The organism is Mycobacterium sp. JS623, from assembly GCF_000328565.1.
Taxonomy (GTDB): domain Bacteria; phylum Actinomycetota; class Actinomycetes; order Mycobacteriales; family Mycobacteriaceae; genus Mycobacterium.
Genome location: NC_019966.1, coordinates 1,227,376 through 1,241,435 on the forward strand (window position 1 = coordinate 1,227,376; position 14,060 = coordinate 1,241,435).

Sequence of the window (14,060 nt, forward strand, 5' to 3'; positions counted from 1 at the left end):
GTTTCACGCCTCCAGGAATTCGAGCGCTTCTGGAACGAACCGCTCGTGGGCCTGGAAGATGCCGCCGTGTCCGGCGTCGGGATAGATCCGCAGCGTCGCATTGGGGAGCCGGTGAGCCAGGTCGTAGGAGTTGCTGGTCGGCACCATGCGGTCGTCGTCGCCGTTGGCCACCAGGACGGGCTGTTGAACGCGTGACAGGTCGGCCGGCTTCTGCAGGCCGAAAGCGTGAATGGCTTTGAGCTGAGTGCGGAATGCCCGAATCGAGGTCGCCTTGTCCCGGTCGGTGGTGCGTTCCTTAAGTCGCTTGATGAACGCTTTGGCCTCTGACTTGCCGTGCGCCGTTCTGGTGAAGAACAGCAGTTCCTTGGGATCCTTGAAGGTGGCGTAGGCGTGCAGGGTGTCGAGGTAGCTCAGCTTCGTCACGTTGACGATGCCTTCACCTCCGGCGGGCCCGGTGCCTGCGAGGATGACCTTGCGAACAAGTGCCGGCTCTTGGGCCGCGATCACCTGTGCGACCATGCCGCCCAGCGAGAAGCCCAGCAGGTCGACCCGGGCGAAGCCCAGCGCGCGAATGAAAGCCACCGCGTCGTGTGCCATCGCTTCGACGGTGTCGGGTGTTTTGCCCTCCGAGGCGCCCAGCCCGCGGTTGTCGAAGGTGATCACCCGGTGCTTGGCCGCGATGCCGTCGACGACTCGGGGGTCCCAGTTGTCGAGGTTTGCGGCCAGGTGATTGAGGAAGATCACCGGTACGCCGGTGTCGATGCCCAGTTCGCGGTAGACGAATTTGGTTCCGTCGACGGAAACCGATTTCGTCGGTGCGTTCTTGTACGACGTGCCACCCCAGCGGCTGCGTGCCTCGTTCAGATGACTCGTGGGGTCGTGCCGGGTGGATCGCTTGCCTGCCATGATCGCTTCCTTTGGTAAACCGTTTGGTGTACTTCCTGCAGTCGACCGTAACACGCGGTCCGCGCCCCTGTACACCAATCGGTATACTTGCAACTATGACGTCACTCACCCAGAGCGGTCGCGAGGGTAGCGGGGCGCGTGCGCGGATCATGACGGCGGCTTCAGTGCTGTTCTACTTCGAGGGCATCAACGCGACCGGTGTCGAACGGATCGCGAGTCGAGCGTCGGTGTCCAAACGGACGCTTTACCGGCATTTTCCGAGCAAGACAGCCTTGGTGGAGGAGTATCTGCAGCGCCTCCGGCAAGAGGCCGCTGAGTCGAAGCGTATGGCGACGCCTCGTGCGCGGTTGCTCGCCTTGTTCGAGCTGTCGGATGGCGACAACGGTCGGATGCGCGGCTGTCCGTTTCACAACGCGGCGGTCGAGGCGGCGGGAGCCATGCCAGAAATCGAGCACATCGTCCACTTGCACAAGCGGGATTACATCGACGGCCTCACCGAGTTGGCCCGGCAGGCCGGAGCGGCCGACCCGGAGATGCTGGGCAATCAGATGGCATTGCTCTACGAGGGCGCATCCGGATTGTCCACCTCTCTCAACGATCCAGCGCCGTGGGCGCGTGCCCGCGCGGCGGCCGAGGCCCTGATCGATCAGGCAGCAGGGCGCCCGGGCTGAGAGTCAGGCTATGGCGGGCGATTTCGACGTCGTTGCCGCTGCAAGGATCGTGTCGGTGACTGCGGTGGGAGTGCTTGCGAAGACGGCCTTTTGGGCGCGGCTGGCGATGTCCAACAGGTAGCGGCGCTTGGGCCGACGCGATGTCAGCGCGTGGTCGACCGCCTTGGTGACCCGTTTGGGATCGGCAGCGAGCTTCTGCATGCGCCCCAGCAGTTTCCGGCTGCCGGCAAGATGCGAGGCATAGAGTTCGCGGTGCTCGTCTGCCAATCGCTTGGTCATCCGGTCGTAGTCGTCGACAGCGTCGCCCCACATGTCGGTGCGGATCGGGCCGGGTTCGATGAGCGAGACGCGAATCTTCCACGGACGCAGCTCCATACGCAGTGCATCGCCCAGGGCCTCGATCGCGTATTTCGAGGCGTTGTAGGCGCCGGTACCGGGCGTGGTGATCAGCCCGCTGACCGAGGAGATGAATACCACCCGGCCGCGGGCAGCACGGATCCTCGGCAGCACCGCCTGCGTCACGGCGACCTGTGAGATGACGTTGACCTCGAGTTGTTGTGTCAGATCATCGAGGGATAACCCCTCGACCGGTCCGTTGAGGATGATGCCTGCGTTGTTGACGACACCGTCCAGCGCAGCGGGAAGGTGACCGGGAAGCGCTGCAATGGCGGACCTGTCGGTGATGTCAAGCGGGATCGCATGCACCTTGGGCAAGCGGTCGAGACTGTGCAGGGCGGCATCGGATCGAGCGGTGGCACAGACGTCCCAACCCTGTTCGCTCATGTACTCGGTGATCGCAAGACCGATGCCTCTGCCGGCGCCGGTAACCAGCACTGAAGGCATGTGTTCTCTTCTTTCTACGTCTGTGGGGGAGTGGAACTCGAGGCGAGGCTCTTCTGCCATGCCAGGAGACCTGCCACGCCAAACGTCTCCAGTGCTATTGCCGCGACTGTGATGGGGTGCGGCCGCCCGCGCTGTCGCCATGACCGCAGGCGGGCGAGACCGCCGACGAAAATGGTCGAGAGCGCGAACGTCACGACCGGCGACTGCTCGACACGGCCGAGCTGAGGCCACATGGCCGCCGCGACTGCAAACTTGAACACGTTGGCGTATCGCAGAGAGCTGTCCACGGTCGGCGCCACGTCCGGAGAACCGCCCGGAACCCCTTGCGGGCCACGGACGATCTCGCCGATCGCGCTCGCCATCGGTATGACAGCGAGCATGGCTAATGTTCGCTGCAATCCTCGCCGACTGCTGTCACTTTCCGCCATGGACACTCCTGGTATACCGAACGGTTTACTACGGGAGCCGACGCTACACGTCTTTGCGCGTGGTGTAAACCCATCGGTATCCTTTGACCATGACCACGCAACGCGGCGGCCGCGGCGCACGACAGCGCATCCTCGATACCGCCACCGATCTGTTCTACCGCGAGGGCATCAACGCCACCGGAGTCGAGCGGCTTGCCAGCGAGGCGTCGGTGTCCAAGCGGACTCTGTACCAACACTTTCCGAGTAAGACGGCAGTGGTCGAGGAGTATTTGCGCTGCATCCAGCAAGGTGTCGGTGACCCGATCCAACCGGGACCGGAGGCCGCGAACCAAACCCCTCGCGAGCGCATACTCGCCCTGTTCGCAACCCCCTCACCGGACGGGACCATGCGCGGCTGCCCGTTCCACAACGCCGCCGTCGAGGCCGCCGACGCGATGCCCAAAATTCAGGACATCGTCCAAGAACACAAGCGCAAATACATCAAGGGGCTGATCAAGCTGGCCCGACAGGCGGGCGCCAGCAACCCCACACTGCTGGGCAATCAACTCGGGCTGATTTACGAAGGCGCTGCTGCACTTTCGACGTCTCTCGACGACCCCACCCCTTGGACGCACGCGCGGAAGGTTGTGCAGACCCTGCTCGACCAAGCGGTGAGTTAACCACGTCTGCCGCGTGATTGAGCCGGACGGTGCTGGGAGATCAGCTCGTTGAGGTGTTTCGTCACCTGCTCGAGAGGCTTCGTCGAGCGCTCAGCGCGCGAGAGGATCACGGCCCCCTCGACCGCGGCGACGATCGTCGTCGACAACGATTGGGCGGCAGCGCGATTGATGCCGTCCTTCCGCAACCGGTCGGCCAACAACTGACCCCACTCGACGAATACGTCAGCGGCGGTGCAGGCGCCTTCGGGTGATTCGTCGCGACTGCTCGCCGCGGCCACGATCGGGCAGCCCCCTTCGAAATCGCTGCGCACCAACACGTCGCTCCACATGTCGGCGAAGGCCCCGATCGGATCCGGGTCGTCCATGTAGCCGCGCAACGTCGCTGTCATCTCGTCTCCGGCCACACGCGTGGCCGCGGCAACGAGTTCGGCCTTGCCGCCGGGGAAGTTGAGATAGATCGAGCGACGTGTCACGCCGCTGGTCGCCAGGATTTCGGCGATGCCGGTGCCCGCCACACCGTGTCGTTGCATCAGCGTGGCCGTGGCTGCCGTGAGTCGATCGCGTACCCGCATGGTTGCAATATACCAGTCGGTCTACTAATGTCCTCCGTACGCAGTAGACCGAACGGTATACCGCCTTCTTTGCCTAGGAAAGAGACGACTGTGTCCTCCGCAGCCCCACACGATTTCGCCTTCCTGTCCGCTACCGAACAGCTCGCTGCACTGAACGCGAAGGATCTCTCCAGCGCCGAGCTGGTCGACCTGTATCTGGCCCGCATCACCAAGCACAACGCACCGCTCAACGCGGTCGTCACCGTTGACGCGGACGGCGCCCGTCGGGCAGCCAAGCAAGCTGACGCAGCTCGCTCAAACGGCCAGAGCCTGGGACCGTTGCACGGTCTGCCGATCACCGTCAAGGACAGCTATGAGACGGTCGGCATGCGGACCGTCTGCGGTCGCCCCGACCTGGCCGACTACGTGCCGACGCAGGACGCCGAGGCCGTTGCACGGCTTCGTCGCGCCGGCGCAATCATTCTCGGCAAGACCAACATGCCCACCGGCAATGCCGACGTGCAGGCCAGCAACCCCGTGTTCGGCAAGACGAACAATCCATGGGATCGTTCGCGCACCTCCGGTGGCTCGGCAGGTGGCGGCGCCGCTGCTGCCGCGGCCGGGCTCACCAGCTTCGACTTCGGATCCGAAATCGGTGGCTCCACCCGGATTCCCGCGCACTTCTGCGGTCTCTACGGTCACAAATCAACGTGGCAGTCCGTTCCGCTGGTCGGTCACATCCCCGGCGGACCTGGCGACCCCGGGCGTTGGGGAGAAGCCGACATGGCCTGTGCCGGTGTGCAGGTGCGTGGCGCCCGCGACATCATTCCCGCACTGGAGGCCACCGTCGGCCCGCTGAACCCCGACGGTGGTTTCTCCTACACCCTCGCCGCGCCGCGGGCCACCGCGCTCAAGGACTTCCGGGTCGCGGTATGGGCCGACGATCCCGCCTGTCCCATCGACAACGACACCCACCGAGCCGTCGGTAAGGCGGTCGCAGCGCTGCGAGACTCCGGTGCGCGGGTCGTCGAGCAACCCGCAAGCATCCCGGTGGATCTGACTACCTCACACGACCTCTTCCTGAGCTTGGTCATGGCCGCGTTCTCGATCGACAGGTCCACGATGAGCCCGCGCTTCGCCGGTGCCCTTGCCCTGCGCTCGCTGATGAGCCCGCGCGGCGACGCCGCCGCCGCGCTGCGCGGGACGATCCAAAGCCACCGCGCGTGGTTGTTCCGCGACGCTGCCCGGCGGGAGATCGCGCACCGCTGGGCGGGATTCTTCAAGCAATTCGACGTGCTGCTGCTGCCGGTGACACCCACTGCCGCGCCAGGTCACCACAACAAGGACCATGACCGCTTCGGCCGCACGATCGACGTCGACGGCATCACCCGCTCATATTGGGATCAGACCAAATGGAGCGCCGTGGCCAACATCGCCGGTACGCCGGCGACCACGATGCCCATCACCACCAACGCGGCCGGTCTGCCCGTCGGCCTCCAGGCGATGGGTCCTGCCGGGGGAGACCGCACCACCGTCGAGTTCGCCGCTCTGCTCACCGAAGTGCTTGGCGGCTATCGTATTCCGCCGCAACAGCGGGCGTCCGTCATGAGCATCGCGTGATGTTGCCTCTGATGCGTCGAAACCTCACGGGCCGCAAGGTAGTAGTCACCGGGGCCGCGCGCGGCATCGGGGAGAAGGTGGCACGTATCGCCGCGGGCCGCGGCGCTCGCGTAGCGCTGATTGGGCTCGAACCCGATCGGTTACGTGCGCTGGCCGAGGACCTGGGCCCCGGCGCGTCGTGGCGGGAGGCCGACGTGCGCGACGGCGCCGCGTTGCGGTCTGCGATCGACGCTTGCGCAAAGGCGATGGGTGGCATCGACTTCGTCGTCGCCAATGCCGGGGTCGCTGCATACGGAACAGTGCGGCAGGCCGACGAGGCGTCGTTCGAACGCGTGCTGGACATCAACCTGAACGGTGTGTTCCGCACCCTCAAATACGCGACACCGCACTTAGAGCGCAGTCGAGGGCACGCGACGGTCGTGGCGTCGGCAATATCCTTCACACCGCTTGCCGGCCTTGCGTCATACGCGGCGAGCAAGGCCGGGGTCGAAATGCTCGCTCTGGCCTACCGCCAAGAGGTGACCCACCTCGGTATCACCGTCGGATTGGTCCATCCGTCGTGGATCGACACGGACCTCGTGCGCGGTGCTGAAGCGGATCTTCCTTCGTTCCAACAACTTCGGGAACGGTTGCCCTATCCGGGCAATGTCACGACCAGTGTCGACCGGGCAGCCACCGCGATCGTCAACGGACTCGTGCGCCGGCGTAGCCGTGTGTACGTGCCGCGCGCTGTCGTGCTGGCCAACTGGGCGAAGGCAGCGCTGAATTCACCCGCCGCCTGGCCGTGGATGGGGCGCTTTGCCGCGCAGGTGACGCCGACTCTCGAGCGTGAGGTTGCGGCATTGGGCAGACATGACCAACTCCTGCCCGGCTTCGAGCGCCGCACCTACGATTTGGCCGCGGGTTCCGATTCTCCGGCCCCCGCGATCGAGTCGTAGATGCGCGCGGCCTTTTTGTGTGAGGCCTCGGCACGCTCACGCGTATCGCCAAGTCCAACAGACAGATTCACGCCAAGCGACAGGAGCACCTGCCGTACGGGATCGTCAAACCCGGTGAAGGTCTCCGCCAGTTCGAGAGTGATGAAGCCGTGCACGAAACTCCACAGCTGAGCCGCGACGCCCTCATGGTCTTGTTTTCTGACTCGGCCCGAGGTGACAAGACGTCGGCACGCTTCTGCGACGTGTGCGTAGGCGGCGCGAAAGGCAGGCGAGCGGCCACTCAGGCGCGCGTCGGGCTCCGTCAGCGGTCGGTACGTCGCACGGCTCGACAGGCCGAACATCAGGTCATAGAGATGGGGGTTCTGGCGGGCCACACGCCGACACGTCAAACCCTGCAGGGCCAGATCGGCGATCGGGTCATCGGAGGCCGGCAGCTCCGAGAAAGCCCTGTCGAGTTCGTTGAAGCCGTGGTCGATCACGGCGCGCGTGAGCTCGGGGATCCCGCCGAAGTGGTGGTAAACCACCATCGTCGAGAGTCCGGTGGCCGCCGCCACCGTTCTCGCCTTGATAGCGGACGGGCCCTGCTCGGCGAGCAGGCGAACCGTCGCTTGAATGAGCCGCTCCGGTACAGCGTCTGTTGTCGAGATCGCAGGCATCTCTCGCGCATCCATTGTCAAATGAACATAACTTCGTTATTTTATCGCATAACGAAGTTATAATTGGAGGGTCGCAATGAACAATCGCTTAGAGGTCGAGGATCGCGGAGCCGTCCTGGTCGTGCGGGTCGACGGTGGGCCGCACAGCCTGTTCGGGGTCGACATCGCGAACCAGCTTGATGCGTTGGTGGATCGCGTCGATGGCGATCCGAGCGTTCATGCCGTCGTATTCACCGGGGCGTGCGCCGGGCGCTTCGTCAGCCATGCCGACGTACGGTGGCTACAGGCCGAAGGTGCTGCCGTCCCGGAGTTGGGCCGACGCGGCGCATCGGCCGCCCTGCGGCTGGCTCGGGGCGTAGACCGTGCCCGCATCCCTGAGCCACTCCTGCAAAGAACACCGTTGCGCGGGGTCGCCCAACTCGACCGCCTCCACGCGACTTTCATGCGCATGAACGCGAGCGGGGTCATATTCGTTGCCGCCCTGAACGGTTCGGCTCTGGGTCTGGGCGCGGAGTTCGCGTGGGCATGCGACTTGCGTGTCATGGCCGACGGTGACTTCTTCATCGGCCAGCCAGAAGTCCTGCTGGGGATCATGCCGGGGGGAGGCGGCAGCCAGAGACTGACCCGACTTATCGGCACCCACAAGTCGTTGGTTGCGATCCTCGAGGGCAAGCCGTTCACGCCGGCGCAGGCGCTGGCCAACGGCGCTGTCGACGAGGTCGTGCCGACGGACGAAGTCGTCACGCGAGCGGTGGAACTAGCCGAATACTTCGGCCGTCGGACCAAGGGATCGGTCGAGGCCATCAAGAGGTCGGTGTACTTCGGCGGTTCGATGTCGCTGACGGAAGGTCTGCACATGGAGCGCACTGAGTTCCTCGGCACCGATCAGTCCAAGGACGGCCAGGAATTGATGCTTCAGTACCTCGCGGATACGGCGTCCACCGGCGAGCTACCTCTGTACAGCCCGGACACGTACGCGCGGGCGCTCGCATCGGGCCGGGTGCCCGGCGTTGGCTCGACCAACGGGGCAGTGAGCCGATAGTGGCCACCTTCACGCGACACGACGTCTCGTTTCGTTCCGGCGAAGACACCTGTGCGGCTTGGCTTTACCTGCCGAGCGGCGTCGCCTCCCCGCCCGTGGTCATCCTCGGACACGGCCTCGGTGCCACGCGCGAGATGCGTCTGGACGCCTTCGCCGAACGTTTCGCCACCGCCGGCATCGCCGCGTTGGCCTTCACCTATCGGCACTTCGGCGACAGCGGCGGCCAACCGCGTCAGCTCCTTTCAATCAAGCGGCAGCTCGCCGACTGGGACGCCGCCATCGCTTGGGCAAAGGGTCGTCGCGATATAGGCAACACGCGAATCGCAGTGTGGGGTAGCAGCTTTGGCGGTGGCCACGCTATCACGGTCGCGTCGCGCCACCCAGAACTACGGGCAGCAGTTTCACAGTGTCCATTCACCGACGGTTTTGCCTCAGCGCTGGCGCTCGGACCGGGTGCCTCACTGAAGGCGTTGCCGTTGGTCGCGAGGGACCTTGCCGCCAAGGTCCGCGGCCGCGCCCCGGTCACGATCCCACTCGCAGGCGCCCCAGGTTCAGTGGCCCTGATGAACGCCCCGGACGCTCTGCCCGGCTATCAGGCGCTGCTGCCGCCCCGCATGACGTTCCGCAACGAGGCGGCGGCACGCGTCGCTCCGACCATCATGGCGTACCGGCCCGGTCGGGCGGCCCAGAAGATCAATTGTCCAATCCTCTTCTGTGTCAGCAACACCGACAGCGTCACGCCGCCGGCGCAAACATTGCGCTACGCGCGCACCGCGCCGCGAGGTGAGATCAAGCGATACGACGCCGGCCACTTCGAGTTCTACCTCGGCGAGGCCTTTGAAACGCTGGTACGTGACCAAGTGGACTTCCTCACCCGCCACCTCCACCCGATGATGTGAGTACTTCGTAATGAATTTCGCATCGCTACCCGATCGCCGCGCCGGTGCCGACCCGAATCGTCTCGCGATCGCGGACCCGCGACAGTCCCTTACGAACACGGCGTTCCTGCACCGCGTCCTGGCCGCGTCAGCTCACATCAACAGCCTCGGCATCGGTCCCGATGACGTGGTGGCCCTGAAGCTCAAGAACCGGGTCGAGTTCGTCGTGCTGTTGTTCGCGGCATGGCGGCGGGGCGCCACTGTCACACCGGTCGATCCGAGCCTGACCGACGCCGAGGTCGTTCGGCAACTGCACGGCTCCGGTGCGCGCCTGTTGGTGGTGGAGGACGGCGCCACCTCACCGGCGGGTGTCACCACGCTTGCCGTCGGCGATCTGCGTACCGAACCGGACGGCGTGGATCAGCCTGCCTATCTCGCATCCTCTGGGCTGGCGTTGCTCATCTACACCAGCGGCACAACCGGGGTCCCGAAGGGAGTGATGCTCGATCACGCCAGCATCGATGCGATGGCCGATATGGGGCGCCGGGCCTTGCAGATCGGCCAGACAGACCGGTGTCTGTTGATCCTGCCGCTGTTTCACGTTAACGGCATCGTGGTCAGCGTCCTGATGCCGCTGCTCGCAGGCGGCAGGGTCGTCATCGCCGACAAGTTCGATCCCCAAACATTCTTCGACATAGTCGAATACGACCGGCCCACGTTCTTCAGCGCGGTGCCGACGATCTTCACCATGCTCGCCGCGTTGCCTGCCGACGTCGTACCCGACATGTCGTCGGTGCGCTTCGCGGTCTGTGGCGCAGCACCTGCACCGCCGGACCTGCTGACGCGATTCGAGGCTCGGTACGGATTCCCGTTGATCGAAGGGTACGGGTTGTCAGAAGGCATCTGTGCTTCCACCATCAACCCCGTCGCCGGACAGCGGCGAGCCGGCACCGTGGGAATTGCCTTTCCTGGCCAGCAGATTCGGATCGTCGACGAGAGCGGGACCGAGACGGCCACGGGTGTCGACGGCGAGGTCGTCATCGCAGGCCCCACCGTTATGCGCGGCTATTTAGGCAGGCCTGATGAAACTGCGCGCGTCATCATCGACGGCTGGCTGCACACCGGCGACATCGGTCATCTGGACGCCGACGGCTACCTGACGCTGGTCGGGCGATCCAAAGACATGATCATCCGCGGCGGGGAGAACATCTATCCCAAGGAAATCGAGGACGTGCTCGCGGGTGATCCGACGGTGCTCGAGGCCGCCGTGATCGGGGTGCCTGACGACAAGTGGGGCGAGGTCGTCGCCGCCTACGTCCAGCCACGGCCCGGCCTGACCGTCGATCCGGAAGCGCTGCAAGAACTGTGCGCGCGCAACCTGGCCGGCTACAAGCGCCCGACGTCTATCACCGTCGTCCACGGCATTCCCAAGAATGCGGTTGGCAAGACCGACAAGGCGCCGCTGCGGGCCGCCCATCTGAAAGGAACTCTCCTATGACGTCGTTACACGAGCCGCTGACACTGCCGTGCGGCCAGGTGATGCCCAATCGAATCATGAAGGCCGCGTTGAGCGAAGCGCTTGCCGACAAGCAGAACGCACCCGACGAGCGCCTCGAACGGCTCTACACGTCCTGGAGTGAGGGCGGATACGGTCTGATCATCACGGGCAACGTGATGGTCGACCGCACGCAGCTCGGTGAGCCGGGCAATGTCGTGATCGAGGACGAGCGTAACCTCGATGCGCTGTCCCGATGGGCGAAGTCCACCCAAGACGCCGGCGTTCCGATCTGGGTGCAGCTCAATCACCCTGGGCGACAGTCGAACCCGCTCGCGCTTGGACACACACCGGTGGCACCCAGCCCCGTACCGCTGAGCCTTCCTGGTGCGGCCACGCCGCGCGAGCTGACCCACGCTGAGATCGAAGACATCATCGAGCGCTTCGCCACGGCGGCAAAAGTATGCGAGACGGCCGGCTTCGACGGTGTGCAGATACATGGTGCCCATGGCTACCTGGTCGCGCAGTTCCTCTCGCCGCTGTCGAACCAGCGCAACGACGAATGGGGTGGAGACCTCGACCGTCGGATGCGCTTCGTGCTGGAAGTCGTGCGCCGCATCCGCGCAGGCGTGTCGCCGAGCTTTGCCGTTGGCATCAAACTCAACTCGGCCGACTTCCAGCGCGGCGGGTTCACCGAAGACGAATCCCGCTCCGTGCTCGCGGCATTGGCGCAAGAAGGTATCGACCTGATCGAGGTCAGCGGCGGAAGCTATGAACAGCCCGCGATGATGGGCAAGGCCGCCGACAGCACCAGGGCGCGCGAAGCCTACTTCCTGGAGTACGCCCGTACGGTGCGCAGCCTTGTGGGCGACATCCCGCTGGCGGTCACTGGCGGTTTCCGTTCCCGCGCAGGCATGGCCGACGCCGTCAGCGCAGGTGATTGCGATGTCGTCGGTCTTGGCCGGCCCGCTGCCACCACCACCGACGCCGCCGAGGTGATCTTGGCCGGACGCGCGGAGACATTGACCTCGCACCGGGTGCGTTTCGGGTTGCGCCGGGTGCTGGGCAAGTTTCTCGACCTCAAGTCACTGGACGGAATTCTCGAACTTTCCTGGCACACAGACCAACTCCACCGGGTGGGTGCCGGTCTGGCACCCGATCTGAATCGGAGCCGTACCGCCACCACACTTGCTATGGTGCGGCGCAACGGCCGCGCGTCGTTCGGGCGCAAGCGCGGTCTGTGACATGAGATTTTCACTCTCCGACAAGGTCGTGCTGATCACGGGAGCCGGTCGCGGCCTTGGTGCGGCCACCGCCGCGGCACTGGCTCAGCGCGGCGCGCAGGTGGTGATCGCGGACATCGACCTGGCCGCGGCACAGGCTGTTGCCGAGTCTCTCCCGGGCCAGGTTAGAGCGCTGCAATGCGATGTCACGCAACTTGATTCGGTCCAAGACGTGGCCCACCGGACGCTCGAGCATTACGGACGCATCGATGTCGTGATCGCCAATGCGGGCGTGCTCGGTCGCGGTGGCACGATGCGCACGCTTACGCCCGGCCAGGTGTGCGGCGTCATGTCCGTCAATGTGGACGGCGTCGTCAACATGGTGTCGGCCACGCTGAATCCGGTGATCGACAGCCGCGGGCAGATCGTCTTGGTGAGTTCGGTGTTCGCCTACATCAACGGGGCCGGCGCCATCCCGTACGCGATGAGCAAGGCGGCAGTCGAGCAACTGGGCCGTGGCCTCGGCGTCGAGCTGGCAAGGCACGGAGCGTCGGCCATGACGGCGTACTTCTCCCTCATCGAGACCGACATGATCCGTCACGGGCTGGACGCAGATCCGCATCTGACGGCGCTGCTCGCAGCGATGCCAAAGTTCGTCCTCAAGCGAATTCAGCCGCAGACCGCAGCCGAGGCGATCGCCGATGGTCTGGAGCGCAGGCGAACCTCCATCACCGTCCCCGGCCGCTGGCGACCGGTCGCGGCGCTTCGTGGCGTGGCTGGACCGATCGTCGACGCAAGACTGGCAAGCGACAGCGGCGTGCGGCAAGCCCTGGCGCAACTCGAGAACCGGTAGCGCTACTCCTGGCGCAGCCGCGACTCGACGAACGCCTCCAGCGCCTCCCACTGCTCGACGGCCTTGGCGTACGGCGGGCTCGGACGCTTCACGGTGTCCGGGTCGAGCACATGAGCGACCACCCGGCCCAGCGGCTGGTCGACGTCCAGGATCTCGTCGACGGTGGTGTCCTCCGAGTATTCCCCTACGTCCCTGAGGAATTCGACGGCAAGCTCCAGCTGGTCGCGGTCGATAGCGTCAGGCCCGTCGGCGAGGTCATCGGCAATTCCGGTGAGCACGTAGACGTTGTCGTCGTGGACATTGACCCGTAGCGAGCCGTCGGTGGCGGCGGTGCGGATGTCGTCGTAGGTGGCCAGGTCGGACAGGTCGTGGTCGTGCTCGTCGGCGAGGTAGCGCGCCAGGGCTCCACCTGAGCTGAAGACGCTGACACGTCCGTTGCGGCCCAAGAAGATCGGGGCGTCATCGAGGTAGCACCGCAAGGTGTAGTAGGTGCCCGCGCTGGTCATCACCCGCACCGGATCGATGCCGACCTTGAGCCAGAAGTCGTCGTCGCTGCCGAGCACCAGGCCTTCGGCTTGATCGGCGAGATCGTCGGTCTCCGCGACGTCGGCCTCGGCCTCGGTCTTGTCGGCGTCATTGTCCTCGGCGTCGGTGGCCTCCTCGTCGACCTCGACTTCCTCGGGTTCGGGGGCCGGATCGGCCAGTTCGGCTTCGGCCTTCTCCGACGCGGCCTTGTCGACGTCGGGGATGGTGACGATCTCGTCGATCGCGTCCACCACGTTGTCCCAGCCGCGACCGATCACCGCCTCGATCTCTGCCCAGCGCTTGCGGCCGGCCCGCCCTGCGAACGCCTCGACGCCGCCGCCGACCGTGCCGAGCACAGGATTGCCGTTGAAGAATTTGGTGACCGCGGGCATCTCGCAGACCGAGCCGATGGACGACGCGATCGCCAGCGTGCGATGAAGTTCCTTGATGGTCTCCTCGCTGGGCTTCTCGGCGACGAGCTCTTCAAGACTGACGAGGTCGTACTGGCGATCCTCGGCGGGATCGAAGCTGTGCGCGTTCGCCTCGGTCAGCTTCTGCCACGCCGGATGGTCGGCGAGGTCGTTGTCGGTGTTGGTCCTGACGAACGCAACCAGATCGGCGACCGATTCGAAGGCATACAGATCCTCGTCCTTGCCGAGCAGCGCCTCCCATTCGTCGCCCTCATCGCGCCAGCGTGGAGCCCACAATGTGTACAGGTCGCCCTTGGTCAGCGCGAGCCGGATCGGCACGATGTCAGCAGCCATGGCGCACA

16 protein-coding genes are annotated in these 14,060 nt (G+C 65.3%); 9 read left to right on the plus strand and 7 right to left on the minus strand.

All coding sequences use genetic code 11. From position 1 onward, the window contains the following. Positions 1-3: 3 nt before the first annotated feature. The gene (locus MYCSM_RS05855) at positions 4-906 is read right to left on the minus strand and encodes an alpha/beta fold hydrolase (RefSeq protein ID WP_015305218.1); all 903 of its coding nucleotides are present in this window, start codon (positions 904-906) and stop codon (positions 4-6) included. A 95-nt stretch (positions 907-1,001) separates the two neighbouring features. On the opposite strand from MYCSM_RS05855, the gene MYCSM_RS05860 reads away from it, so the two are divergent. After that, complete coding sequence (locus tag MYCSM_RS05860; protein WP_015305219.1) at positions 1,002-1,577, plus strand: TetR/AcrR family transcriptional regulator; 576 nt, start codon at positions 1,002-1,004, stop codon at positions 1,575-1,577. Positions 1,578-1,580: 3 nt separating this feature from the next. On the opposite strand, the gene MYCSM_RS05865 is transcribed toward MYCSM_RS05860, so the two are convergent. Together MYCSM_RS05865 and MYCSM_RS35750 are read right to left on the minus strand one after the other, a co-directional pair. Next, a complete protein-coding gene (locus MYCSM_RS05865) occupies positions 1,581-2,420 on the minus strand; it encodes an SDR family oxidoreductase (protein WP_015305220.1) in 840 nt (279 codons plus the stop codon). A 14-nt stretch (positions 2,421-2,434) separates the two neighbouring features. After that, positions 2,435-2,848, minus strand: coding sequence for a DUF4345 domain-containing protein (locus MYCSM_RS35750; RefSeq protein WP_015305221.1), 414 nt, complete (start codon positions 2,846-2,848; stop codon positions 2,435-2,437). Positions 2,849-2,937: 89 nt separating this feature from the next. Between MYCSM_RS35750 and MYCSM_RS05875 the strand changes: the two genes are divergently transcribed. Further along, positions 2,938-3,507, plus strand: coding sequence for a TetR/AcrR family transcriptional regulator (locus tag MYCSM_RS05875; RefSeq protein ID WP_015305222.1), 570 nt, complete (start codon positions 2,938-2,940; stop codon positions 3,505-3,507). Here the strand turns inward: MYCSM_RS05875 and MYCSM_RS05880 are convergent. After that, positions 3,504-4,079, minus strand: coding sequence for a TetR/AcrR family transcriptional regulator (locus MYCSM_RS05880; protein WP_015305223.1), 576 nt, complete (start codon positions 4,077-4,079; stop codon positions 3,504-3,506). The genes MYCSM_RS05875 and MYCSM_RS05880 overlap by 4 nt on opposite strands. 90 nt (positions 4,080-4,169) lie before the next feature. On the opposite strand from MYCSM_RS05880, the gene MYCSM_RS05885 reads away from it, so the two are divergent. Then, on the plus strand, positions 4,170-5,678 hold the full coding sequence (locus tag MYCSM_RS05885; protein ID WP_015305224.1) for an amidase: 1,509 nt from the start codon (positions 4,170-4,172) through the stop codon (positions 5,676-5,678). Further along, on the plus strand, positions 5,678-6,616 hold the full coding sequence (locus tag MYCSM_RS05890; protein ID WP_015305225.1) for an SDR family oxidoreductase: 939 nt from the start codon (positions 5,678-5,680) through the stop codon (positions 6,614-6,616). Before MYCSM_RS05885 ends, MYCSM_RS05890 begins: the two co-directional genes overlap by 1 nt. Here MYCSM_RS05890 and MYCSM_RS05895 read toward each other — a convergent pair. Continuing rightward, on the minus strand, positions 6,565-7,287 hold the full coding sequence (locus tag MYCSM_RS05895; RefSeq protein WP_232425725.1) for a TetR/AcrR family transcriptional regulator: 723 nt from the start codon (positions 7,285-7,287) through the stop codon (positions 6,565-6,567). The two genes, MYCSM_RS05890 and MYCSM_RS05895, sit on opposite strands and share 52 nt — an antisense overlap. A gap of 73 nt (positions 7,288-7,360) precedes the next feature. Beyond that, the gene (locus MYCSM_RS38050; RefSeq protein WP_232425726.1) at positions 7,361-7,537 is read right to left on the minus strand and encodes a hypothetical protein; all 177 of its coding nucleotides are present in this window, start codon (positions 7,535-7,537) and stop codon (positions 7,361-7,363) included. Between the two features lie 177 nt (positions 7,538-7,714). Between MYCSM_RS38050 and MYCSM_RS38055 the strand changes: the two genes are divergently transcribed. The 5 genes from MYCSM_RS38055 to MYCSM_RS05920 are packed head-to-tail and all read left to right on the plus strand — an operon-like array spanning position 7,715 to position 12,763. Then, complete coding sequence (locus tag MYCSM_RS38055) at positions 7,715-8,314, plus strand: enoyl-CoA hydratase/isomerase family protein (protein ID WP_257720729.1); 600 nt, start codon at positions 7,715-7,717, stop codon at positions 8,312-8,314. Beyond that, a complete protein-coding gene (locus MYCSM_RS05905; protein WP_015305228.1) occupies positions 8,314-9,213 on the plus strand; it encodes an alpha/beta hydrolase in 900 nt (299 codons plus the stop codon). Before MYCSM_RS38055 ends, MYCSM_RS05905 begins: the two co-directional genes overlap by 1 nt. A gap of 10 nt (positions 9,214-9,223) precedes the next feature. Continuing rightward, positions 9,224-10,690 (plus strand): class I adenylate-forming enzyme family protein, encoded by a 1,467-nt coding sequence (locus MYCSM_RS05910; RefSeq protein ID WP_015305229.1) that lies wholly within the window; start codon positions 9,224-9,226, stop codon positions 10,688-10,690. Further along, positions 10,687-11,931 (plus strand): NADH:flavin oxidoreductase/NADH oxidase family protein, encoded by a 1,245-nt coding sequence (locus tag MYCSM_RS05915; RefSeq protein ID WP_015305230.1) that lies wholly within the window; start codon positions 10,687-10,689, stop codon positions 11,929-11,931. Before MYCSM_RS05910 ends, MYCSM_RS05915 begins: the two co-directional genes overlap by 4 nt. Before the next feature lies 1 nt (position 11,932). Then, a complete protein-coding gene (locus MYCSM_RS05920) occupies positions 11,933-12,763 on the plus strand; it encodes an SDR family NAD(P)-dependent oxidoreductase (RefSeq protein WP_015305231.1) in 831 nt (276 codons plus the stop codon). Positions 12,764-12,765: 2 nt separating this feature from the next. Here the strand turns inward: MYCSM_RS05920 and satS are convergent, their stop codons facing one another. Then, complete coding sequence (satS, locus tag MYCSM_RS05925) at positions 12,766-14,052, minus strand: protein export chaperone SatS (RefSeq protein ID WP_015305232.1); 1,287 nt, start codon at positions 14,050-14,052, stop codon at positions 12,766-12,768. Between the last annotated feature and the right edge of the window lie 8 nt (positions 14,053-14,060).